Genomic DNA, 23,488 nt, shown 5'->3' on the forward strand with positions numbered 1-23,488 from the left:
TCACAGTCCCGTCGTGAGCTCGGGCAGCGTCTCGGCCCGGACACCGCTGGGGTCCTGGCGGGCCAGCCACCGCAGGATGCCGCCACGCGAGCCGGTGACGGGTGCCTCGTCGTTGCCGTCGCCGAGGGTCCAGACGTCACCCTCGTCGCTGCGCAGGGTGAGGGAGGGTGCTCCGGCAACGCCCTGCTGCCGCTTGAGCTCGTTCTCGATGAACAGCACCTGGAGGTCGCCGGCGAGGTCGTCGAAGCCGAAGTCGAGGTCGAGGTCGACGTGGTGGTAGACGACCTCCCGCAGCCGCATGAACGGGAGCATCCCGCCCTTGAACGTCGGGCCGCCCGGGGTGCGCTCGAGCACGAGGTCGCGGTGCTCGGGGCCGAGCCGACGCAGGTCCTCGGCGAGCGGGACGGCGGTGTCCTCGACGTCGCTCACGACGACGTCCGCGGGGCGCCCGACGCCGTCGTCGATGTCGGAGTCGCGGCGCTCCGGCGAGGCGTACATGGTCTCGCCGGTGCCGTCCACGGCCGAGCGTACGAGCCGGCACAGCGCCTCGGCGTTGCGGGCGAGGTGGTTGAGCACGTGGTCGCGGCTCCAGCCCTCGCAGAGGCTGGGCGCGGCGAGGTCGTCGCAGGCGCGGGCCTCCGAGACGAGCCTGGCGGTGTGCGTGTCGATGGCGGCGAGGAGGTCGGTCACGGTCGTCAGGCTACGCGCGCCCGCCACAGCGTGGTGGCCCCCGAGTCGTCGCTCGTGACGACCCACAGCTCGTCGCCGTGGGTGACGACCGACGTGGGTGTCCCCGACGGTCCCCCGGTGCTGGTCCACGACTCGCCGTTGCGGCGCAGCACGGTCGAGCCCGAGGCCGTCGGGGCGACGACGACGTCGTTCCCGGCGAGGGTCACAGGGGAGGGGACCGAGCCGTTCTCGGGGATCTCGACAGCCGGTATGCCGGTCAGCTCGCGCGGGGTGCCCGCGTCCACCTGCCAGACGGACAGGTGCCCGTCCGTGACCCCGGTGAGCAGGCAGCGGTCGCCGGTGCAGCGGGCGCCCTGGACCTCGGCGGTGCCGCTGTCGCCCGTCCGGGGGAGGCCGACCCGTGCCCACGGACCGCTCGGTCCGGGCGCGGACCAGGCCACCGGCTCGACCTCGACGGCCCCGGGAGCGAGGTGGGTGACCGACCCGCCGAGGAGCATCCCGTCACCGCGGGAGGTGACGACCCGGGCGTCGGCGAGCTCCTGGGCGGTGCTCGCCAGGGGAGTGCCGGTCGAGGGCACCCGGGCCCACCGGTTGCCCGTCCGGGTCCACGTGGCGACGTCCATGCCGGTCTGCTGGCTCTGCCAGGCGCCGAGGACGACAGGGGCGTCCCCGGCATACGCAATCCCCGCGAGGTCACCGGCGCCATAGCTCCCGAAGACGCCGAACGGCTGCTCCTGCTCGGCCACACCCTTCGTGTCACCGCTCCACGTCGACCAGCGGTAGTTGCCGTGCGCGCCGCCGCGCGCACCCGCGATCGCGTCGATCCGGTCGCCGTGGGTCGTGATGCCGAACCAGTGCGCCTCGAAGGCGTACGGCGACCGCGGGGTGAGCGCCACCTCCCGCAGGGTCGTGGCGTCCGGACCGACGAGGAGGTGCGGACGCGGCCTGCCGGGCCCGTGGGCGCCCACGACGACGAGGTCGGTGGTGGTCGCGAGGGTCTCGGGGGCGAGCGAGCCCGGCAGGGCGACCCGCTCCCAGGTGAGCTGCGCCACAGCAGGAGCAGGGGAGCGGCCCTCCTCGGTGCCCTGGGTGCACGCCCCGAGGAGCACGGCGGACCCCACCACCGCCCCGACGAGCCCGGCGCGCACGCTCACGTCCGTCACTCTAGTTCTCACGGGGTGAGTGCGGACCGGCTCGGAATCGGGGGTTGTCGGTGGGGCCACCTAGCATGGAGGACGTGACTTCTGCTGTGACCCCTTCCCCCGCTCGACGCTCCGGGAGCGCCACCCACGACCACCTCGTCGTGCGTGGCGCGCGCGAGCACAACCTCAAGGACGTCTCCGTCGAGCTGCCGCGGGACTCCCTCGTCGTCTTCACGGGGCTGTCGGGCTCGGGCAAGTCCTCGCTCGCCTTCGACACGATCTTCGCCGAGGGCCAGCGCCGCTACGTCGAGTCGCTGTCCGCCTACGCCCGGCAGTTCCTCGGGCAGATGGACAAGCCCGACGTCGACTTCATCGAAGGGCTCTCGCCCGCGGTGTCGATCGACCAGAAGTCCACCAACCGCAACCCGCGCTCGACCGTCGGCACGATCACCGAGGTCTACGACTACCTCCGTCTCCTCTTCGCACGCGCCGGGCGACCGCACTGCCCCACCTGTGGTGAGCCGATCACCCGTCAGAGCCCGCAGCAGATCGTCGACCGCCTGCTCGAGCTGCCCGAGCGCACCCGCTTCCAGGTGCTCGCACCGGTGGTCCGTGCGCGCAAGGGCGAGTACGTCGACCTCTTCGCCGAGCTCCAGTCCAAGGGCTTCGCCCGGGCCCGGGTCGACGGCGAGGTCATCTCGCTGACCGAGCCGCCCAAGCTCGAGAAGCAGATCAAGCACAGCATCGACGTCGTCGTCGACCGCCTCGTGAGCAAGGGCGGTGACGCCTCCTCCAAGCGCCGGCTCACGGACTCGGTCGAGACCGCGCTCGGCCTCGCCGGGGGAGTCGTCGTCATCGAGTTCGTCGACATCACCACTGACGACGACCCGAGCGGTCTGCCCCGGGAGCGTCGCTTCTCCGAGCGGATGGCCTGCCCCAACGACCACCCGCTCACCATGGACGAGGTCGAGCCGCGCTCGTTCTCGTTCAACTCGCCCTTCGGCGCCTGCCCGGTCTGCACCGGCATCGGCACCGAGCTCGAGGTCGACGCCGACCTCATCGTCCCCAACGACGAGCTGAGCCTGGCCGAGGGCGCGATCGCGCCGTGGGCCTCCGGCAGCGGCGCCTCCGAGTACTTCCAGCGCGTCCTCGGCGCCCTGGCCACCGAGCTCAAGTTCAGCGTCGACGTGCCGTGGCGGGCACTGCCCGAGCGGGCCCGCGAGTCGCTGCTCCACGGTCGCAACCACAAGGTCCACGTCAAGTACCGCAACCGCTTCGGTCGCGAGCGGTCCTACACGACCGGGTTCGAGGGTGCGATCCCGTTCGTCAAGCGTCGCCACGCCGAGACCGACTCCGAGTGGAGCCGTGAGCGCTACGAGGGCTACATGCGCGAGGTGCCGTGCCCCTCGTGCCGGGGCAGCCGCCTCAAGCCCGAGTCGCTCGCCGTGCTCATCGGGGGTCGCAGCATCGCCGACGTCTGCGCGCTGCCGATCTCGGACTCGGCGAAGTTCCTCGAGGACGTCGACTTCACGGTCCGTGAGCGCCAGATCGCCGAGCGGGTCATCAAGGAGATCAACGCCCGTCTCGGCTTCCTGCTCGACGTCGGGCTCGACTACCTCAGCCTCGACCGCCCGGCGGGCACGCTCTCCGGTGGCGAGGCCCAGCGAATCCGGCTCGCGACCCAGATCGGCTCCGGCCTCGTCGGCGTCCTCTACGTCCTCGACGAGCCGAGCATCGGCCTGCACCAGCGCGACAACCACCGGCTCATCGAGACGTTGACCCGACTGCGCGACCTCGGCAACACCCTCATCGTCGTCGAGCACGACGAGGACACCATCGCCACGGCCGACTGGGTCGTCGACATCGGCCCCGGCGCCGGCGAGCACGGTGGCGAGGTCGTCCACAGCGGCACCGTCGCCGACCTCCTCACCCACGAGACCTCGCTCACCGGCAAGTACCTCTCGGGTCGCGAGGAGATCCCGCTTCCCGCCGAGCGCCGCCCGCAGGACCCCGACCGCGAGGTCACGGTCGTCGGCGCCCGCGAGCACAACCTCCACGACGTGAGCGCGAGCTTCCCCCTCGGCAACCTCGTCGCCGTCACCGGCGTCTCCGGGTCGGGCAAGTCGACCCTCGTCAACGACATCCTCTACAACGTTCTCGCCAACAAGCTCAACGGCGCGCGCCACGTCCCGGGCCGCCACCGCACGGTCACCGGGCTCGAGCACCTCGACAAGGTCGTCCACGTCGACCAGGGACCGATCGGCCGCACCCCGCGGTCCAACCCGGCCACCTACACCGGCGTTTTCGACGCGATCCGCAAGCTCTTCGCGACGACGACCGAGGCCAAGATCCGCGGCTACCAGCCCGGCCGGTTCTCGTTCAACGTCAAGGGCGGGCGCTGTGACGCCTGCTCCGGCGACGGCACGATCAAGATCGAGATGAACTTCCTGCCCGACGTCTACGTCCCGTGCGAGGTGTGCCACGGTGCGCGCTACAACCGCGAGACGCTCGAGGTCCACTTCAAGGGCAAGACGATCGCCGACGTGCTCGACATGCCGATCGAGGAGGCCGCCGAGTTCTTCGCCGCGGTTCCCGCGATCGCCCGCCACATGACGACGCTCAACGAGGTCGGCCTTGGCTACGTCCGGCTCGGTCAGCCCGCGCCGACGCTCTCCGGTGGTGAGGCGCAGCGCGTCAAGCTCGCGACCGAGCTCCAGAAGCGTTCGACCGGTCGCACGATCTACGTCCTCGACGAGCCGACCACCGGTCTGCACTTCGAGGACATCCGCAAGCTGCTGGGCGTCCTTCAGGGGCTGGTCGACAAGGGCAACAGCGTCCTCGTCATCGAGCACAACCTCGACGTCATCAAGAGCGCCGACTGGATCGTCGACCTCGGGCCCGAGGGTGGCAACAAGGGCGGCACCGTCGTCGCCACCGGCACCCCCGAGCAGGTCGCGGCCCACCCCGACAGCCACACCGGTCGCTTCCTCGCCCCGGTCCTCGCCAAGACCTCCCGCACGACCACCCGGTCGACCCCGACGAAGGCGACGGCCAAGGCTCCGGCCACCAAGAGCACGAGCAAGGCCGCCGCCAAGAAGGCGCCGGCCAAGAGGACCGCGGCCACGAAGGCCACCGGCAAGAAGGCGGCGGCCACGAAGGCCACCGCGTCGGCGAGCAAGAAGACCGCGGCCGCCCGGTCCGCCTCGGCCACGACGGCGACCGCGCGCACGACCGGAGCCAAGCGGACGCCACGCAAGAGCGCCTAGGCGAGCAGACGGCATACCCACGTCGTCCGACACCACGAGGGCCCCGCACCGGGAACGGTGCGGGGCCCTCGTGGTGTCGGGTTCGAGGCCCTAGTCCTCGCCGAGGTAGGCCTTGCGGACCTCGTCGCTCTCGAGGAGCTCGGCGCCGGTGCCGGAGAGGACGATCTTGCCGACCTCGAGCACGTAGCCCTTGCTCGCCCGCTTGAGCGCGGCCTGGGCGTTCTGCTCGACCAGCAGGATCGTCGTGCCCTGCTCCTGGAGCGTGGTCACGGTCGACATGACGGTCTTCATCATGAGCGGCGACAGACCCATCGACGGCTCGTCGAGCATGAGCAGCTTGGGGCGGCTCATCATGGCCCGGCCCATGGCGAGCATCTGCTGCTCGCCACCGGAGAAGGTGCCCGCGGCCTGCGCCCGGCGTTCGCCGAGGATCGGGAACAGGTCGTATGCCGCCTGGAGGTCCTTCTTGATGTCACCGTCGCGACGGGCGAACGCCCCGAGGAGGAGGTTCTGCTCCACCGAGAGGCGGGGGAAGATCCGCCGACCCTCGGGGGAGTGGGCCAGGCCGAGGCTGACGATGTCGTGGGCCGGGGTCTCGTCGATCCGCTTGCCTTGGAACCGGATCGATCCGCTCGCGGGACGCAGCAGGCCGGAGATGGTCCGCAGCGTCGTCGTCTTGCCGGCGCCGTTGGTGCCGATGAGACTGACGACCTGACCCTCGTCGACCGTGAAGCTGATGCCCTTGACGGCCTTGATCTTGCCGTAGGCGACGACGAGGTCCTTGACCTCGAGCATGGTGCTCACTGCTGCTCCTCCTTGGTCGGGTCGGCCGCAGCACCTGCTGCATCGTCGTCCTCGTCGTCGTCGCCGCCACCGATGTAGGCCTCGATGACGCGCGGGTCGGACTGGACCTCACCGGGCGAGCCCTGGACGAGCACCTCGCCACGCACGAGACACAGGACGCGGTCGCACAGGTTGAAGATGAACCGCATGTCGTGCTCGATGACGACGACCGCCAGACCGCTGTCGCGGATCCGGAAGATGAGGTCGCTCGCCTGCTTGGTCTCCTGCGGGTTCATGCCGGCCGTGGGCTCGTCGAGCAGGATGAGCTTGGGGTCGGTCGCGAGGGCCCGGGCGATCTCGAGCCGGCGCTGGTCGCCGTAGGGCATGTTGCGGGCGAGGTTCTCGGCGGAGCTCCCGAGCCCGACGAACTCGAGGAGCTCCTGGGCGCGTGCCCGGGTGGCCTCCTCCTCACGCCGGAACTTCGGTCCACGAAGGATCGAGGTGAGCGCCATCGAGCTGGTCCGGCAGTAGCGGCCGACCATGACGTTCTCGAGGGCCGTCATGTTGGCGAAGAGCCGGATGTTCTGGAACGTCCGGGCCATGCCGGCCATGACGACCGCCCTCGGCTTCGGCGGGATGACCTCGCCCAGCAGGCGCACCTCGCCCTCGGTGGGCTTGTAGAGCCCGGTGAGGCAGTTGAAGAACGTCGTCTTGCCCGCGCCGTTGGGCCCGATGAGCCCGACGATCTCGCCCGGGTGGACCGTCATGTCGACGTCCTTGACCGCGGTGAGACCGCCGAAGCGCATGGTGACGCCGCGGGCCTCGAGGATCGGTGCGCCCGAGGAGTCGGGCGTGCTGACGGGGGTGGTGTCCGTGGCGGTCATGCCTTGGCCTCCGCTTCCTCGAGATGGACTTCTTCGATGCGTTGCGCGAGCTCTTCGTCGTCCTCGTGGAACTCGAGCTTGCGACGCTGGCTGGCCACGAGGCCCTCCGGGCGGAACCGCATCATGAGGACGAGGACCAGACCGAAGATGAGCAGCCGGTAGTCGGCCACGAAGCGGAGCTTCTCGGGGAGGAGCTTGAGGATCGTGGCGCCGACGAGCACACCGGCGACCGTGCCCATGCCACCGAGGACGACGGCGGCGAGCAGGAACGCGGACTCGAGGAAGATGTACTGGTCGGGCGTGACGGACACGTCGTGGTGCGCCTTGACGGTTCCGGCCATGCCGGCCAGGAACGCACCACCGGCGAAGGCGAACAGCTTGAGGCCGAAGACGTTGACGCCCATGGCCTCAGCAGCCTTCTCGTCCTCGCGGATGGCGACCCAGCCACGTCCGATGCGGCTGTTGTTGAGCCGCGTGAAGACGAGGATGATGATCGCCGCGATGACGAGCAGCAGGAAGTAGTAGTTCGCGAACCGGCCCAGGGTGATCCCGGCGATGACGTGTGGCTGCCCGAAGTCGAACCCGAAGAAGTTGAGGTCCGGGATGGCCGGGATGCCGTTGGGCCCGTTGGTGAGCACGGGACCGTTGTTGCCGTCGAGGTTGCCCATCGTCAGGCGGAAGATCTCACCGAAGGCGAGCGTCACGATGGCGAGGTAGTCGCCCGAGACGCGCAGTGTCGGCGATCCGATGATGAGGCCGAGGAGCGCCGAGAAACACGCTCCGAGCAGCACCACGATGAGGAACGGTGGCTTCCAGTCGATCGTCGCGAACGCCGAGGCGGACAGCGTCGCACCGACGTAGGCACCGGCACCGAGGAAGGCGATGTAGCCGAGGTCGAGCAGTCCGGCGAGGCCGACGACGATGTTGAGGCCGAGTGCGGTGGCCGCGAAGATCAGGACCTGCGTCGCGATCGACATGTTCTCGTCGGAGCCGCCCTGGGTGAACGGGAAGAGGAACGCCACCGCGAAGGCGCCGAGCATGAGGACCTGGCGGTTCTTCTGCGAGATGAGCCCGATCCAGGTGAAGACGCCCGCCTTGGACAGGCCCCAGGCCACCGACGCCACGAAGAGCAGGAACAGCACGAAGCTCGCACCGTCACCCACGTCGAGGGCGTACGCCGCCCCGAAGAGGACGAGCGCCATGAGCACGATGATCGTGCAGATCTCGAGCCATGACGACGTCTTCGCGAAGAGCGGGTCCTTGGTCTGGCGGGAGACGAGCATGAGACCCGACGCGGCGAGCATGAGCGCGCCGACGAGGGAGATCCAGCCACCCGGGTTGATGTTGATGATCCCGCCAGACTTCACGGCGATGGTGCCGAGCGCGCCGAGCATGTAGGCCACGGCTCCGAGCCCGAGGGCCCGGACGGACGTCGCCGTGTCGAGCCACGCACCGAGGCCCGCCAGCGGCCCGCGGTGCGCCAGCAGGAGGACGAGGGCCACGAGACCGAGGACGATCATGCAGATCTGGACGCCACCGGGCCAGAAGTTGACCGAGAGGTCACCGAGCACGTCGCTGGTGTAGCTCCACGAGAGGAACGTGCCCGCGATGAGGACGAGGGCACCGGCGAGGCCGAGCGGCCAGGCCGCCGGGTTGCCGCGGCCGGGGACACGGTCGAGCCAGTGGACCTTGACGAGCTCGTCGTCGTGGTCGGAGTGGGCGGGCGCGACCGAGGTGGCCTGCGTGGGCGGGTTCGAAGGGGTCGAGGTGCTCATGCGCGGTCCACCACCCGGGCGCCGAGCAGGCCCTGGGGCCTGAAGACGAGCACGAGAATGAGGAGCACGAACGCCCACACGTCCTTCCATGCGGATCCACCGAACTGGCCGGGGATGAACTGGGTCGCCATCGACTCGGCGATGCCGAGGACGAGTCCACCGACGATCGCGCCCTGGATGTTGCCGATGCCTCCGAGGACGGCCGCCGTGAAGGCCTTGAGGCCGGCGAGGAAGCCCATCCGGAAGTCGATGTTGGAGTTGAGCAGGCCCTGCGCCACGCCACCGACTGCTGCGAGGGCGGCACCGAGCGCGAAGGCGATGACGATGATGCGGTTGACGTTGATGCCCATGAGCTGGGCGGTGTCCGGGTCCTGAGAGACGGCCTGCATGCCCTGGCCGAGCCGAGTCCGGTTGACGAAGTACCAGAGGAGGGCGGCGGACACGAGGAGCGCGCCGACGGTGAAGACCGCGGCGCGCTGGATGTTGAGGCCGGCGACGGCGATGCCGGGGCCGGTGACGACGTCGATCTCGGGGAAGGAGAGCTTGCTCTTGGCGCCGGGGTAGAACAGGCGGACGGCCTCCTGGAGGAAGACCGAGATGCCGATGGCGGTGATGAGCGGGGCGAGCCGGGGCGCGCCGCGCAGGGGCCGGTAGGCGATCCGCTCCATGACCACGGCCGTGAGGACCGAGACGAGCACGGCGCCGAGCACCATGATCGGCAGGACCCACAGGCCGGTCTGGCCCTTGAAGAGGACGGTCCACGTCGCCAGGGCGCCGAACGCCCCGATCATGAAGACCTCACCGTGGGCGAAGTTGATCAGCTGCACGATGCCGTAGACGACGGTGTAGCCGACGGCGATCAGGGCGTACAGCGACCCGAGGGTCAAGCCGTTCACAATTTGTTGCAGGAACTCGGTCATCGTTGGACCCGTCACCTCTCCTGGGTTTGAAAGGGCTGGCACATTCAAGCAGGGGCGGACCTTCGTCCGCCCCTGCTCGAATGAACTACGTCAGCGTGTCGGACTCAGCCGGTCAGCTCACGTTCTCGGACTTGACGCTGACGAACTTGCCGCCCTCGACCTTGTAGCCCGTGATGACCTTGACGAGGGTGTCGCCGAACTCGTCGAACGAGACCTTGCCGGTGACGCCGTCGAACGAGACCTTGCCGACCGCGTCGACGGTGGCCTGGCGGGCGCTCTTGGGGTCCTTGGCGTCCTTGAGCGAGGTCTTGAGGGCCTCGATGATGGCGTTCGCCGCGTCGTACGAGTAGCCGCCGTAGGCCGCAGCGGCCTCCGGGTACTTGGCAGCCTCGTAGTCGGCGAGGAACTTCTTGCCGGCCTCGCTGTTCTCGGTGGGCTCACCGACCGAGGTGGCGAGGTCGCCGTTGGAGGTGGAGCCCGCGAGCTCGACGAACTTCGGGTCGAAGATGCCGTCGCCACCCATGAGCGGGACGTTGAGACCGCCGGCCTTCATCTGCTTGGACAGCGGACCCGCCTGCGGGTACTCACCGCCGTAGTAGACGGCGCCGGGCTTGGACGGGGCGACCTTGGAGACGACCGGGGCGTAGTTGGACTCGTCCGGGTTGATCGTCTCGGCGGCGACCACGGTGCCACCGGCGGCCTTGTAGGCCTCGGTGAAGTACTTGACCAGGCCCTGGCCGTAGGTCTTCTTGTCGTGGATCGTCGCGACCGTCTTGATGCCCTGGTCGATGAGGAACTTGGCCGCGAAGCCACCCTGCGCGATGTCCGTGGTGCAGGTACGGAAGAAGGTCTTGTAGGGACGCGAGTTGCCGTCCGCGCCGCGGGTCAGGCTGGGACCGGTGTTGGCCGGGGAGATCTGGGTGATGTTGGCGGCGGCGAAGACCGGCTGGGTCTGCTGGCTGACGCTCGAGTTGAGGTTGCCGACGACGCCGATGACCTGGTCGTCCGACGCGAGCTTGGTCGCGCCGTTCTTGCCGACATCGGCCTTGCCCTCGTCGTCCACGGCCTCGACCTCGAGGGTCCAGCCGGGGATCGCCTTGGAGTCGTTGGCCTGCTTGACGGCGAGCTCGACCGAGTGCTGGATGCCCTTGCCGAGTGCCGACAGGTCACCGGAGAGGGGCGCGATGACGCCGATCTTGGCGACCTTGGCGCTGCCGCCGGTGCTGCCGCCGGTGTCGTTGCTGTCCTCGCCGCGGGTGCCACAGCCTGCGAGGGCGAGTGAAGCCACCAGCATCGAAGCGCCGACGGTCATGACGGAACGCTGAGCCACGTTTCCTCCTGGAATTCTTTCTCCCCGGGCAGTGAGCCGGGGAGCTCGCGACGGGTGTGCGAGCACCCGAACAATAGCCACGGCCCCTCCGTTTTCCAGAGCAGTTCGCGGATATTGTGCCGAGTCGTTACCAAGGCGGAAAGCACACATTTGTGTGCGATCTTCACAGGCAGACAACAGAATCCATCGGCATACTGACGCGATGGAGACGAATTCTGAAGGTGAGGCCACCTCGACCACCGCAACGCCGGTCCTCGGGTGCTGCGGCCGTCGAGAGGCCCTGCGCGCGGTGGGTGTGGTCGCGGTCGCCGGTGTCGGGCTGACCGCCTGCGGGTCCGAGCCCGACAAGGCCGTCGGTGAGGCCGTGAGCGACGCGGCGTCCGGTGCTGCGAGCGCGGCCAAGGACCTCGCGAAGAAGGCCGACATCCCCGTCGGCGGCGGCAAGGTGTTCGACGCGGCCAAGGTCGTCGTCACCCAACCCACCGAGGGCGACTACAAGGCGTTCTCCGCCGTCTGCACCCACCAGGGGTGCACCGTGTCCGGTGTCGACGGCGGCACGATCAACTGCGCCTGCCACGGCAGCAAGTTCGACATCGCCACGGGCGAGGTCAAGAGCGGCCCGGCCACCAAGGCCCTGCCCGAGAAGAAGGTCACCGTGGGAGCCGACGGCATCAGCGTCACCTGAGCGGACGGCATACCCGGGTATGCCGTTCGGTCACGTCGGTGGCTCGTCCTAGGGTTGGGCTGTGGCCCATCCCTCGACCTACCGTCCCCGGCCGGGGGAGATCCCCACGGACCCGGGGGTCTACCGGTTCCGGGACAAGGACGGCCGCGTCATCTACGTCGGCAAGGCCAAGTCGCTGCGCTCGCGCCTGTCCTCCTACTTCCAGGACATCGGGCAGCTGCACCCGCGGACCGCGTCGATGGTGCTCGCGGGCGCGAGCGTCGAGTGGACCGTCGTCACGACCGAGGTCGAGGCGCTCCAGCTCGAGTACTCGTGGATCAAGGAGTTCGACCCGCGGTTCAACGTCAAGTACCGCGACGACAAGTCCTACCCCTACCTCGCCGTGACCATGGGCGAGGAGTTCCCCCGGGCGCAGGTCATGCGCGGCGCCAAGCGCAAAGGCACCCGCTACTTCGGGCCCTATGCACACGCGTGGGCGATCCGCGAGACGCTCGACCAGGCGCTGCGGGTCTTCCCGATGCGCACCTGCTCGGCGGGGGTGTTCAAGCGGGCGAGCCAGGTGGGGCGCCCGTGCCTGCTCGGCTACATCGACAAGTGCTCCGCACCGTGCGTCGAGCGGGTCGACGCCGAGCACCACCGGCAGATCGCCGAGGACTTCTGCGACTTCATGGCCGGCGAGAGCTCGAAGTTCGTCAAGCGGCTCGAGCGCCAGATGAAGGCCGCCTCCGACGAGCTCGAGTTCGAGCAGGCCGCCCGCCTGCGTGACGACATCGGGGCGTTGCAGCGGGTGCTCGAGAAGTCCGCCGTGGTCTTCGGCGACGGCACCGACGCCGACGTGTTCGCCCTCGCCGACGACGAGCTCGAGGTCGCGGTGCAGGTGTTCCACGTGCGTGGCGGCCGGATCCGGGGCCAGCGCGGCTGGGTCGCCGAGAAGGAGTTCGAGACGGTGCCCGAGGTCGTCGGACACCTCCTCCAGCAGCTCTACGGCGGCGAGGAGGGTGAGAGCGTCCCCCGCGAGGTGCTCGTCCCCGTGCTGCCAGACGACGACCAGTCATTGGGCGAGTGGCTGTCCGGGCTGCGGGGGAGCCGGGTCGACCTGCGGGTGCCCCAGCGCGGTGACAAGCGGACCCTCATGGAGACCGTCGCACGCAACGCGACGCAGAGCCTGGCCCGGCACAAGGTCGCCCGGGCCGGCGACCTCACGGCCAGGTCGCAGGCGCTCTCGCAGCTCCAGGAGGTCCTCGAGCTCGACGAGTCACCGCTGCGGATCGAGTGCTACGACATCAGCCACGTGCAGGGCACGCAGGTCGTCGGGTCGATGGTCGTGTTCGAGGACGGGCTGCCCCGCAAGGGCGAGTACCGCCGGTTCATCGTGCGCGGCGAGGGCGAGACCGGCGCCACCGACGACACGGCGGCGATGCACGAGGTCCTCACCCGTCGCTTCCGCCGCTACCTCAAGGACCGCGACGAGCCGCAGGGCCTCGACGAGGAGACCGGCCGGCCGACGCGCTTCGCCTACCCGCCGCAGCTCGTCGTCGTCGACGGTGGCCTGCCGCAGGTCAACGCCGCGGCGCGGGCCATCGAGGACCTCGGCATCGTCGACGTCGCCGTCGTCGGGCTCGCCAAGCGCCTCGAGGAGGTCTGGGTGCCCGGCCAGGACTTCCCCATGGTGCTGCCGCGCACGAGCGAGGGTCTGTACCTGCTGCAGCGCCTGCGCGACGAGGCCCACCGCTTCGCGATCACCTTTCACCGCCAGCGCCGCAGCAAGGCCATGACCAACTCGGCCTTGGACGGCATACCGGGGCTCGGCGACGTCAAGCGCAAGGCGCTGCTGCGCCACTTCGGCTCGGTCAAGCGGATCCGCGCCGCGAGCCCCGAGGAGCTCCTCGAGGTGCCCGGCATCGGCCGTGCACTGGCGGAGGTCCTCCAACGCGAGTTGACTGGTGCACCAGCGGAACCGACCGTGAACCTCATGACCGGCGAGATCGTCGACGAGCACAGGGAGAGCAATGACTGAGGACGCCGGCACGGCATCCGGGGCCGACTTCGTCATCGTGACGGGGATGAGCGGGGCCGGGCGCACCACGACGGCCAACGTCATGGAGGACCAGGGCTGGTACGTCGTCGACAACCTCCCGCCGCAGCTCCTCGCGTCGATGGCCGACCTCGGCAACCAGACGCGCGACACCGTCGACGCGATCAAGATCGCCGCCGTCGTCGACGTGCGGAGCAAGCAGTTCTTCGCGGCGTTCGACGGTGCGGTGCAGCAGCTGCGCGAGAAGGGGTGGACCCCTCAGCTCGTCTTCCTCGACGCCACCGACGAGGCGCTCGTGCGCCGGTTCGAGTCCGTGCGGCGCCCGCACCCCCTGCAGGGTGAGGGACGTCTCCTCGACGGCATCCAGAACGAGCGCGAGGTCCTGCGCGACCTGCGCTCGCGCGCGCAGATCGTCATCGACACCTCGGGGCTCAACGTCCACCAGCTCGCGCGCAAGGTCTCGCCGTTGTTCGGCCAGAACCGCGCCCCGTCGCTGCGGCTGGCCCTGCTCTCGTTCGGGTTCAAGTACGGCGTCCCCCTCGACGCGGACTTCGTCTTCGACATGCGCTTCCTGCCCAACCCGTTCTGGGTGCCCGAGCTGCGCAACCTCGACGGGCGCGACCCCGAGGTCTCGAACCACGTCCTGGGTCAGGACGGTGCGGAGGAGTTCCTCGACCGGGTCACCGCGCTCATGGAGCCGGTCACCCGTGGCTACCTGTCGGAGGGGCGGCGCTACGCCACGCTCGCGGTCGGCTGCACGGGCGGCAAGCACCGCTCGGTCGCGATGTCCGAGGCCCTGGCCGAGCGCCTGCGCACCGACCGGATCGACACCTTCCTCGTCCACCGAGACCTGGGACGCGAGTGAGCGGCCCGGTCGTCGCGGCGCTCGGTGGTGGTCACGGCCTGTCTGCATCACTGGCGGCGCTGCGGTTCGTCACCGACGAGATCACCGCGATCGTCACCGTCGCCGACAACGGCGGGTCCTCGGGCCGGCTGCGCGGCGAGTTCGGCGTCCTGCCCCCGGGCGACCTGCGGATGGCGCTGTCGGCGCTGTGCGAGGAGACCGAGTGGGGCCACACCTGGCGCGACGTGCTCCAGCACCGCTTCGAGGGCACCGGCCCGCTCGGCGGCCACGCGCTCGGCAACCTCCTCATCGTCGCCCTCTGGGAGCTCCACGACGACCCCGTCGCCGGGCTAGAGCTCGTTGGTCGCCTGCTCAACGCCCGTGGCCGGGTGCTGCCGATGGCCGCGGTGCCGCTCGACATCGAGGCCGACGTCCTCGGCGCCCGGCCGGAGTCGCCGTACGAGCTTTCGGTCGTGCGCGGCCAGGCCCAGGTCGCCAAGACCCGTGGCCAGGTCCGTGAGGTGAGGCTGCTGCCGCCGGACCCGCCGGCCTACCCCGAGTCGGTCGCCGCGATCCGATCGGCCGACTGGGTGGTCCTCGGGCCGGGCTCGTGGTTCACGTCGGTGATGCCGCACCTGCTCGTCCCGGACCTCGCCGAGGCGCTGGCCGTGACCCGGGCCAAGCGGCTTCTCGTGCTCAACCTCGAGATGGTGACGACCGAGACGGCCGGCTTCAGCGCCATCCACCACCTCCAGTCCTTCGCCGCCTACGCACCCGAGATCCAGCTCGACGCCGTGCTTGCCGACCCGTCGGTCGTCGACGACGAATCCGCTCTCGCTGAGGCGTGTCGCGAGGTCGGTGCCGAGCTGCACGTCCACCCGGTCGGCATGTCGACGTCTCCCACCCAGCACGACCGGCTCCGGCTCGCGGCCGCGCTGCAGGACATCCTTGGGTCCGGAGGCCGCCCCCGATGACGCGTGGCAGGATGACCGGCATGGCTATGACGGCGAAGGTGAAGGACGAGCTCAGCCGCCACGAGGTGACCAAGCCCTGCTGCCGCAAGTCGGAGGTCGCCGCCACGCTGAGGTTCGCGGGCGGTCTGCACATCATCGGGGGACGGATCGTCGTCGAGGCCGAGCTCGACACGGCGAACGCCGCACGGCGGCTGCGTCGCGAGATCCACGAGCTCTACGGCCAGACGCCCGAGGTGCTCGTTCTCGCGGCCGGTGGGCTGCGCAAGGGCAGTCGCTACGTCGTGCGGGTCGTCCAGGACGGCGAGGCGCTGGCGAGGCAGACGGGGCTCATCGACGGTCGCGGACGCCCGGTGCGGGGTCTGCCGCCCAAGGTTGTTTCGGGGTCGGTGTGCGACGCGGAGGCTGCTTGGCGCGGGGCCTTCCTCGCCCACGGGTCCCTCACCGAGCCCGGCCGCTCGTCGGCGCTCGAGCTCACCTGCCCCGGTCCAGAGGCCGCCCTGGCCCTCGTCGGCGCCGCGCGCCGGCTCGGCATCCAGGCCAAGGCCCGTGAGGTCCGGGGGATCGACCGCGTCGTCATCCGCGACGGCGACGCCATCGGCGCCATGCTCACCCGTCTCGGCGCCCACGACGCCGTCATGGCCTGGGAGGAGCGGCGGATGCGGCGCGAGGTGCGCGCCACCGCCAACCGTCTCGCCAACTTCGACGACGCCAACCTGCGCCGGTCCGCCCGGGCCGCGGTGGCGGCCGGCTCCCGGGTCGGGCGTGCGCTCGAGATCCTCGGCGACGACATCCCCGACCACCTGCGCGAGGCCGGTCAGCTCCGCCTCCAGCACAAGCAGGCCTCGCTCGAGGAGCTCGGCCAGCTGGCGCAGCCGGCGATGACCAAGGACGCCGTGGCCGGTCGCATCCGGCGGTTGCTCGCCATGGCCGACAAGCGTGCCGAGGACCTCGGCCTGCCCGGCACCGACGCCAACCTCACCCCGGACATGCTCGACACCTGACCCCTGGTTGCGGGCCAGCATTATCGGGTGACCCGATAATGCTGGGCTCGACCCTGGTCGGCATCTCGGGTCGAGCGCAACAAACTCAGGTCGAGCGGGTGGCGGACGCCGTTGTCCACAGGGCTCTGAGCGCGCGGGCCCTGTCCACAGGTGAGGTGAATCGGTCTGGTCGTCCCCGGGCACGCTGGGCACGCTCGTGCCATGACCGACCTGTTGCCCTTGGGCCGAAGCGAGTTCGCGCTCTTCACGACCGCGGAGGCGGCCGCCCTCGGTCTCGACCGTTCTTGCCTGGCCCGTCTGCGCAAACGCGGCCGGATCGAGTCCGTATGCCGTGGTGTCTACGCGGTGGGTCGCCTCGAGGCACCTCCTGAGGTGATCCACCGGCGGCTCGCCGTCGCGGCCACCTTGATCTATCCCGATGCCGTCATCAGCAGTGCGTCCGCGCTCGCGTTGAGGGGTGTTCCTGTCTGGCCGGCGCTGCCGTCACGGGTCGACCTGGTCCGTCCGCTGCGGCACGAGATCCTCACCCAGTCCTTCCGGATGCGACCGCTGCACGGAGCTCGCGAGAGTGCCGGCGGGCTTCCAGCCTGCGACGTGGCCTCGAGCGTCGTGCACTTCTCGCTCGATGCCGGCCCGACGGCCGGCACGATCGCGGCGGACGACGCCCTGCGACGACGTCTGGTCGACGCAGGTCAGCTCGAGGCGGCCTTCGGCCTGGTGAGAGGGCATCCGCACAGCGGTCGCGCCCGGACCATGCTCACCATGAGCGACGGGCGGCGCGAGTCCGTGGGCGAGAGCCGGCTCGGAGTACTCGCTTTCGCGGCCGGCATACGACTCGTTCCGCAGGTGACCATCCTCGACCCCGACGGAGGATTCGTCGCGCGGGTCGACTTCGTCGTCGAGGGGACCAAGATCATCATCGAGTTCGACGGCATGGTGAAGTACGCCGACGGGGGACCGGACGCACTGTTTGCCGAGAAACGGCGTGAGGACAGGTTGCGCCGCCTCGGCTACACCGTGATCAGGGTGGTGTGGAGCGATCTCCAGCAACCGAGCCGGGTCGTCGGGTGGATCCGTTCGGCTCTCGTCGCGGCCTGAGACCCCACGACCTCGCTCGACCCGACTTCCTCCCGCTCGACCCCATCTGGCACCTCGGGTCGGGCCCAGCATTATCGGGTGACCCGATAATGCTGACGGTGGGGGAGCGGGAGCAAGCGTTCCGCACTGCGGACCTCCGCGAACGTGACCCGGGTCACACCACTAGGGTTGGGGGCATCACGGGTGCCGTGGCCCCTCCATGTGCGCCCCCAACCTCTTCGGAAGGCAGACCGCTCGTGACTGTCCGCGTTGGCATCAATGGCTTTGGCCGCATCGGCCGCAACTTCTACCGCGCTGTGATCGCGTCCGGCGCCGACATCGAGATCGTCGCCGTCAACGACCTCACCGACAACGCCACGCTGGCGCACCTGCTCAAGTACGACTCGATCCTGGGTCGCTTCGACGGCGACGTCACGTCGACCGACACCGACATCACCGCCGGCGACAAGACCTTCAAGGTGTTCGCCGAGCGCGACCCCGCAAACCTCGAGTGGGGCGAGGTCGGCGCCGACGTCGTCATCGAGTCGACCGGCTTCTTCACCGACGCCCACCAGGCCAAGGTGCACGTCGACAACGGTGCCAAGAAGGTCATCATCTCGGCCCCGGCCAAGAACGAGGACGTCACCATCGTCATGGGCGTCAACGACGGTGCCTACGACGCGGACCAGCACACGATCATCTCCAACGCCTCGTGCACGACGAACTGCCTCGCGCCGATGGCCAAGGTCCTCAACGACGAGTTCGGCATCGTCAAGGGCCTCATGACGACGATCCACGCCTACACCGGCGACCAGAACCTCCACGACGGCCCGCACAAGGACCTCCGTCGCGCCCGCGCCGCCGCGCTCAACATCGTCCCCACGACGACCGGTGCGGCCAAGGCCGTGGCCCTCGTCCTGCCCGAGCTCAAGGGCAAGCTCGACGGCTACGCCCTGCGCGTCCCCGTCCCGACCGGCTCCGCCACCGACCTCACGTTCGAGGCCGGTCGCGAGACCACCGTCGAGGAGGTCAACGCCGCGATCAAGGCCGCCGCCGAGGGCCCGCTCAAGGGCATCCTCGTCTACACCGAGGACGAGATCGTCTCCAAGGACATCGAGACCGACCCCGCCTCCTGCATCTTCGACGCCGGCCTCACCAAGGTCATCGGCAACCAGGTCAAGGTCGTCGGCTGGTACGACAACGAGTGGGGCTACTCCAACCGCCTCGCCGACCTCGTCACCCTCGTCGGCACCTCCCTCTGACCGGAGACCCCCACATGAAGTCGATCGCCGACCTGGGCGACCTGCGGGGCAAGCGCGTCCTCGTCCGGTCCGACCTCAACGTCCCGCTCGAGGGCGCCACGATCACCGATGATGGGCGCATCCGTGCCTCCGTCCCGACGATCAAGGCCCTGTCCGAGGCGGGCGCACGCGTCGTCGTGTGCGCCCACCTCGGGCGGCCCAAGGGCACCCCCGAGGACAAGTACTCGCTCGCCCCCGTGGCCACCCGTCTGGGCGAGCTGCTCGGGCGCGAGGTGACCTTCGCGAGCGACACCGTGGGCGAGAGCGCCCGGTCGGCGGTCGGGGCGGCACAGGACGGCGACGTCGTGCTCCTCGAGAACCTGCGGTTCAACGCCGGCGAGACAGCCAAGTCGGCCGACGAGCGGGCCGAGTTCGCGGGTCAGCTCGCCGAGCTCGCGGACGCGTTCGTCTCCGACGGTTTCGGGGTCGTGCACCGCGAGCAGGCGTCGGTCTTCGACGTCGCCCGCCTGCTCCCGTCCGCGGTCGGTGGTCTCGTCGAGACCGAGGTCGGCGTCCTGCGTCGACTCACGACCGATCCCGAGCGCCCGTATGCCGTGGTGCTGGGTGGCGCGAAGGTGTCCGACAAGCTCGCGGTCATCGACAACCTCATCCAGACCGCCGACCGGCTCCTCATCGGCGGCGGCATGGTCTTCACCTTCCTCAAGGCTCAGGGCCACGAGGTGGGCAGGAGCCTGCTCGAGTCCGACCAGGTCGACACGGTCAAGGGCTACCTCGAGCAGGCGCAGGAGCGTGGCGTCGAGATCGTGCTGCCCGTCGACGTCGTCGCGGCCACCGAGTTCTCGGCCGACGCCGACCACGAGGTCGTGGGGATCGACGCGATCCCCGCCGACCGGATGGGACTGGACATCGGCCCGGAGTCCTCGGCGCTCTTCGCCGAGAAGCTCGCCGACTGCCGCACGGTCTTCTGGAACGGCCCCATGGGTGCGTTCGAGATGGCGCCCTACGCCGCCGGCACCGCCGCGATCGCCCAGGCGCTCGTCGACATCACCTCCGACGGTGCGCTCACCGTCGTCGGCGGCGGCGACTCCGCCGCGGCCGTCCGGCAGCTCGGGTTCACCGACGACCAGTTCGGCCACATCTCCACCGGCGGGGGTGCCAGCCTCGAGTACCTCGAGGGCAAGGACCTCCCCGGCATCACCGTCCTCGACGAAAGCTGAAGGAACCCGATGGCCAAGGCCATGACCGTCCAGCGTGTCCCGCTCATGGCGGGCAACTGGAAGATGAACCTCGACCACCTGCAGGCGACCCACCTCGTCCAGAAGCTCGACTGGACGCTGCGTGACGCCAAGCACGACCACGGTGGTGTCGAGGTGGCGGTGCTTCCGCCGTTCACCGACCTGCGCAGCGTGCAGACGCTCGTCGACGGTGACCGGCTCGCGATCAGGTACGGCGGCCAGGACCTCTCGCAGCACGCCAGCGGCGCCTACACCGGTGAGATCAGCGGGGCCTTCCTCGCCAAGCTCGGCTGCACCTACGTCGTGGTCGGTCACAGCGAGCGTCGTGAGTACCACCACGAGGGCGACGAGACGGTCCGCGCGAAGGTCGCTGCGGCATACGAGCACGGTCTGACCCCGATCTTCTGCGTCGGTGAGGGGCTCGAGATCCGCCAGGCGGGCACCCACGTCGAGCACGTCCTCGCGCAGGTGCGGGTGGGCCTGCAGGGCCTCCCGGCCGACAAGGCCGCGAGCATCGTCATCGCCTACGAGCCCGTCTGGGCCATCGGCACGGGTGAGGTCGCCACGCCCGAGGACGCCCAGGAGGTGTGCGGCGCGATCCGCACGGCCCTGGCCGAGCTCTACTCCGGCGACCTCGCCGACCGCGTCCGCATCCTCTACGGCGGCTCGGTGAAGTCGGGCAACGTCGCGGCGATCATGGCCAAGGAGGACGTCGACGGCGCCCTCGTGGGTGGCGCCTCGATCGACCCGGCGGAGTTCGCCGCGATCTGCCGCTACCGCGACCACCACAAGACGAGCTGACGATCGCAGGTATCCTGTAGCCGCGCCCCACCGGGCGCCGTTCTCGAACTACTTCAAGGAGCACCGTGGAAGCGGTACGCATCGGACTCCAGGCACTCCTGGTCCTGGGTGGGCTCTTCCTCACCCTTCTCATCCTGTTGCACAAGGGCAAGGGTGGCGGTCTGTCCGACATGTTCGGTGGCGGCATGTCGACCTCGCTCGGTGGCTCCTCGGTGGCCGAGCGCAACCTCGACCGCATCACGATCGCCATCGCGGTCGTCTGGTTCACCTGTGTCGTCGCCCTCGGCGTGCTGGACCGTTTCGCCTCCTGACTGACCCTGCTCGGTTCGACCTGAAAGAAGGCTGATGTCGATGGCTGGTGGTGGCAACGCGATCCGGGGCAGCCGGGTGGGCGCGGGTCCGATGGGTGAGGCCGAGCGCGGCGAGGCCGCGCCCCGGGTGCACGTGTCGTTCTGGTGCTCCAACGGGCACGAGACGCGGCCCAGCTTCGCACGGGAGGCCGACCTCGAGATCCCCGAGACCTGGGACTGCCCGCGCTGCGGCTTCCCGGCCGGTCAGGACAAGGACAACCCCCCGGCCCCGACCAAGGTCGAGCCCTACAAGACCCACCTGGCCTACGTGAAGGAGCGCCGCTCCGACAAGGACGGCGAAGCCATCCTCGACGAGGCCCTCGGCGCCCTGCGCGACCGCGGCCTCATCCAGTAGCCCACAGCACCGGCGAGCCCGGCTCGCCCACGACGACAGCCCCGGCACCCGCCGGGGCTGTCGTCGTGCGGGGCGGGGGGACCGGCCACCTCTGGAGCGGACGGGGTGGTCAGAGACCGCCCGCGGCGTCCGCGTCGAGCAGCCAGAGGGTGCGCTCCTCACCACGGACCTGCGCCGCCGAGCTGACGTCGGGCCCGGCACCGGCCACCCCGTTGGCGACCGCCTCGGCCTTGTCGCCGCCGGCGACGACGAACCACACCTCGCGCGAGCGTCGCAGCGCCTCGAAGGTGAGACTGACCCGGTCCGGGGGCGGCTTGGGGGAGTCGTGGACGGCCACGGCGATGGCGTCGGCGCTCTGCTGGGCCGGGTGACCGGGGAAGAGCGAGGCGACGTGCCCGTCAGGCCCGACCCCGAGGATCATCACGTCGAAGGCTCCCGCGCCGCTTTCGCGCATGCTCTCGCCGTATGCCGTCGCGCTGGCCTCCACGCTCTCGGACGCATCCGGGCCCGGGACGCGGTGCACCTTCGACGGGTCGAGGGGGAGCGAGGACAGTCCGGCGGCGTCGTTCTGGACGTCGTTGCGGTCGGGGTCGCCGGCGTCGAGCCAGCGCTCGTCGCCCCACCACAGCTCGACCCGGGACCAGTCGACGGCCGACCGTGCGGCGCAGGCCGCGACCGACCCCCAGATGTCGGAGCCGAGGGACCCGCCGGTGAGGGACAGGTGCGCGACACCGCGTCGGGCCTGGGCGTCGAGGACGGCCGTGACGAGCCGAGCGGCGATGGCGTCGCTCAGCTGCTGCTTGCCGGGGTGGACGACCACCTCGACGCCGCCCGGTGCCGTGCTCTCGTGCGCTGTCGTCATGCTGTGCCTTCCGGTCAGTCCTTGGTGGCCCGCTTGACCCGGACCTTTTCGAGCTTGGTGGCCGCGGCCTGCTGCACCTGGGCGGGGTCGTCGGCCTTGTCGGGCATCGGCGCCGCCTCGACCATGGCCGAGCTGGAGCCGGCCGACGACTCGCGCTTGATCCGCTCGGCGTCCTCACGGGCCTCGGCCACGGACGGGGTGATCCCCTTGCGCTGCGACTCGCTGGAGGTGCGGCGTGAGTGGCTCACGGCGTCGAGCCCGTCACGCAGCGCATCGGCGTAGGGCTCGTCCGGGTCGAGCCGACGAAGCTCGTCGGCCAGGCACTCGGCGTCACTGCGCGGGGGCAGGGCGATGCTGCGCTCCGGCGTCCCCGGCTGCGACAGCGTCGCGGAGGTCCCGTTCTGGGGCCGGACGAGGTCGAGCGGGCCGCTGTCGCGCTCGAGACGGACGCTGATGATCCCGCTGCCGACCCGCGAGGGGACGAGCGTCACCGGGCAGCGCAGCCGCTTGGCCAGCCATCCGGCGAGGAGCTCGGCTGACGGGGAGTCCGAACCGCCGGTGACCGTCACCGAGGTCACCGGCTCGAAGGGAGCCTGGTCGAGCGCGGCGGTGAGCAGCGCGCGCCAGAGAGTGATGCGCGACCACGACAGGTCGGTGTCACCGGGGGCGTAGGACCGGGCCAGGCGTCCGAGGGCGGACTTCGGGGTGCCCTTGGTCCGGGACACGTCCGTGACGCGGCGCTGCGCCATGCCACCGATCGGGTCGGCTCCCGGGTCCTTGGGCGGGTCGGTGGGCCACCACGCGACGATCGGGGCGTCGGCGAGGAGCAGCGGGGTGACGACGGCACGACCGTGCGCCGCCAGTGGGCCGAAGAGACGCAGGACGACGACCTCGCTCGCCCCGGCGTCGCCGCCGATGCGGATCTGGGCGTCGAGCCGGGCTGCGCCGCGGCGGTTCGCGGTGACGACGACGATGATCCGGCAGGGGTGCTGGCGGCTCGCGTCGTTGGCCGTCTCGATGGCCTCGTCGGCCTCGTTCTCGTCGACGACGACGACGAGGGTGAGGACGCGGGTGAGCGCCATCGAACCGGTGTCGGACCGGAGCCGGACGAGCTTCTTGGAGATGTTGGCGGTCGTGGTGCTGGGCAGGTCGACGATCACCGGGGTCCCCAATCAGTATCGGAGTCGGGTCCCACGCTCTGTGTGGGCGGTACGAGC

The 23,488-nt window shown here is 70.1% G+C and carries 21 protein-coding genes; 12 read left to right on the plus strand and 9 right to left on the minus strand.

Annotated elements, in window-relative coordinates; genetic code table 11:
• Positions 1-690, minus strand: coding sequence for a maleylpyruvate isomerase family mycothiol-dependent enzyme (locus tag KLO01_RS17205; RefSeq protein ID WP_186828036.1), 690 nt, complete (start codon positions 688-690; stop codon positions 1-3).
• A 5-nt stretch (positions 691-695) separates the two neighbouring features.
• The gene (locus KLO01_RS17210; protein ID WP_186828037.1) at positions 696-1,844 is read right to left on the minus strand and encodes a hypothetical protein; all 1,149 of its coding nucleotides are present in this window, start codon (positions 1,842-1,844) and stop codon (positions 696-698) included.
• Positions 1,845-1,918: 74 nt separating this feature from the next.
• Here KLO01_RS17210 and uvrA point away from each other — a divergent pair, with 74 nt between their 5' ends.
• Positions 1,919-5,098 (plus strand): excinuclease ABC subunit UvrA, encoded by a 3,180-nt coding sequence (gene uvrA / locus KLO01_RS12265; protein WP_222611974.1) that lies wholly within the window; start codon positions 1,919-1,921, stop codon positions 5,096-5,098.
• Between the two features lie 90 nt (positions 5,099-5,188).
• On the opposite strand, the gene KLO01_RS12270 is transcribed toward uvrA, so the two are convergent.
• The 5 genes from KLO01_RS12270 to KLO01_RS12290 form a co-directional block, all read right to left on the minus strand.
• Positions 5,189-5,893: an ABC transporter ATP-binding protein gene (locus KLO01_RS12270; protein ID WP_246136220.1), complete on the minus strand. Its 705-nt coding sequence runs from the start codon at positions 5,891-5,893 to the stop codon at positions 5,189-5,191.
• Positions 5,894-5,898: 5 nt separating this feature from the next.
• On the minus strand, positions 5,899-6,765 hold the full coding sequence (locus tag KLO01_RS12275; RefSeq protein WP_147065562.1) for an ABC transporter ATP-binding protein: 867 nt from the start codon (positions 6,763-6,765) through the stop codon (positions 5,899-5,901).
• Positions 6,762-8,540, minus strand: a complete 1,779-nt coding sequence (locus KLO01_RS12280; protein ID WP_147065564.1) for a branched-chain amino acid ABC transporter permease — start codon at positions 8,538-8,540, stop codon at positions 6,762-6,764. Before KLO01_RS12280 ends, KLO01_RS12275 begins: the two co-directional genes overlap by 4 nt.
• Positions 8,537-9,460, minus strand: a complete 924-nt coding sequence (locus KLO01_RS12285) for a branched-chain amino acid ABC transporter permease (RefSeq protein ID WP_147065566.1) — start codon at positions 9,458-9,460, stop codon at positions 8,537-8,539. Before KLO01_RS12285 ends, KLO01_RS12280 begins: the two co-directional genes overlap by 4 nt.
• Positions 9,461-9,572: 112 nt before the next feature.
• Positions 9,573-10,772, minus strand: a complete 1,200-nt coding sequence (locus KLO01_RS12290; protein WP_147065568.1) for a branched-chain amino acid ABC transporter substrate-binding protein — start codon at positions 10,770-10,772, stop codon at positions 9,573-9,575.
• A 220-nt stretch (positions 10,773-10,992) separates the two neighbouring features.
• On the opposite strand from KLO01_RS12290, the gene KLO01_RS12295 reads away from it, so the two are divergent.
• From KLO01_RS12295 to KLO01_RS12345, 11 genes are all read left to right on the plus strand, one after another.
• A complete protein-coding gene (locus KLO01_RS12295) occupies positions 10,993-11,475 on the plus strand; it encodes a Rieske (2Fe-2S) protein (RefSeq protein WP_147065570.1) in 483 nt (160 codons plus the stop codon).
• Between the two features lie 61 nt (positions 11,476-11,536).
• Positions 11,537-13,492, plus strand: coding sequence for an excinuclease ABC subunit UvrC (uvrC, locus tag KLO01_RS12300; protein ID WP_147065572.1), 1,956 nt, complete (start codon positions 11,537-11,539; stop codon positions 13,490-13,492).
• Positions 13,485-14,375, plus strand: coding sequence for an RNase adapter RapZ (gene rapZ / locus KLO01_RS12305; RefSeq protein WP_147065574.1), 891 nt, complete (start codon positions 13,485-13,487; stop codon positions 14,373-14,375). The genes uvrC and rapZ overlap by 8 nt, the downstream gene beginning before the upstream one ends.
• Positions 14,372-15,328 (plus strand): gluconeogenesis factor YvcK family protein, encoded by a 957-nt coding sequence (locus KLO01_RS12310; RefSeq protein WP_147065576.1) that lies wholly within the window; start codon positions 14,372-14,374, stop codon positions 15,326-15,328. The genes rapZ and KLO01_RS12310 overlap by 4 nt, the downstream gene beginning before the upstream one ends.
• 20 nt (positions 15,329-15,348) lie before the next feature.
• Positions 15,349-16,329, plus strand: coding sequence for a DNA-binding protein WhiA (gene whiA / locus KLO01_RS12315; RefSeq protein WP_147065578.1), 981 nt, complete (start codon positions 15,349-15,351; stop codon positions 16,327-16,329).
• 201 nt (positions 16,330-16,530) lie between these two features.
• The gene (locus KLO01_RS12320) at positions 16,531-17,427 is read left to right on the plus strand and encodes a type IV toxin-antitoxin system AbiEi family antitoxin domain-containing protein (RefSeq protein WP_147065580.1); all 897 of its coding nucleotides are present in this window, start codon (positions 16,531-16,533) and stop codon (positions 17,425-17,427) included.
• 236 nt (positions 17,428-17,663) lie between these two features.
• The gene (gene gap, locus KLO01_RS12325) at positions 17,664-18,668 is read left to right on the plus strand and encodes a type I glyceraldehyde-3-phosphate dehydrogenase (RefSeq protein ID WP_147065581.1); all 1,005 of its coding nucleotides are present in this window, start codon (positions 17,664-17,666) and stop codon (positions 18,666-18,668) included.
• 14 nt (positions 18,669-18,682) lie between these two features.
• Positions 18,683-19,885 carry a phosphoglycerate kinase gene (locus KLO01_RS12330; protein ID WP_147065583.1) on the plus strand — a complete coding sequence of 401 codons (1,203 nt, stop codon included), beginning with the start codon at positions 18,683-18,685 and terminating at the stop codon, positions 19,883-19,885.
• Positions 19,886-19,906: 21 nt separating this feature from the next.
• Entirely contained in the window at positions 19,907-20,704 is a 798-nt protein-coding gene (gene tpiA / locus KLO01_RS12335; RefSeq protein WP_246136184.1) for a triose-phosphate isomerase, read from the plus strand.
• Positions 20,705-20,769: 65 nt separating this feature from the next.
• Complete coding sequence (gene secG / locus KLO01_RS12340; protein WP_147065587.1) at positions 20,770-21,015, plus strand: preprotein translocase subunit SecG; 246 nt, start codon at positions 20,770-20,772, stop codon at positions 21,013-21,015.
• A 40-nt stretch (positions 21,016-21,055) separates the two neighbouring features.
• The gene (locus tag KLO01_RS12345; protein WP_147065589.1) at positions 21,056-21,409 is read left to right on the plus strand and encodes an RNA polymerase-binding protein RbpA; all 354 of its coding nucleotides are present in this window, start codon (positions 21,056-21,058) and stop codon (positions 21,407-21,409) included.
• 109 nt (positions 21,410-21,518) lie between these two features.
• Here the strand turns inward: KLO01_RS12345 and pgl are convergent, their stop codons facing one another.
• Together pgl and KLO01_RS12355 are read right to left on the minus strand one after the other, a co-directional pair.
• Positions 21,519-22,271, minus strand: coding sequence for a 6-phosphogluconolactonase (pgl, locus tag KLO01_RS12350; protein WP_147065591.1), 753 nt, complete (start codon positions 22,269-22,271; stop codon positions 21,519-21,521).
• Positions 22,272-22,285: 14 nt separating this feature from the next.
• Complete coding sequence (locus KLO01_RS12355; protein WP_147065592.1) at positions 22,286-23,431, minus strand: glucose-6-phosphate dehydrogenase assembly protein OpcA; 1,146 nt, start codon at positions 23,429-23,431, stop codon at positions 22,286-22,288.
• Between the last annotated feature and the right edge of the window lie 57 nt (positions 23,432-23,488).

This window comes from Knoellia locipacati (assembly GCF_007992835.1).
GTDB lineage: Bacteria > Actinomycetota > Actinomycetes > Actinomycetales > Dermatophilaceae > Knoellia > Knoellia locipacati.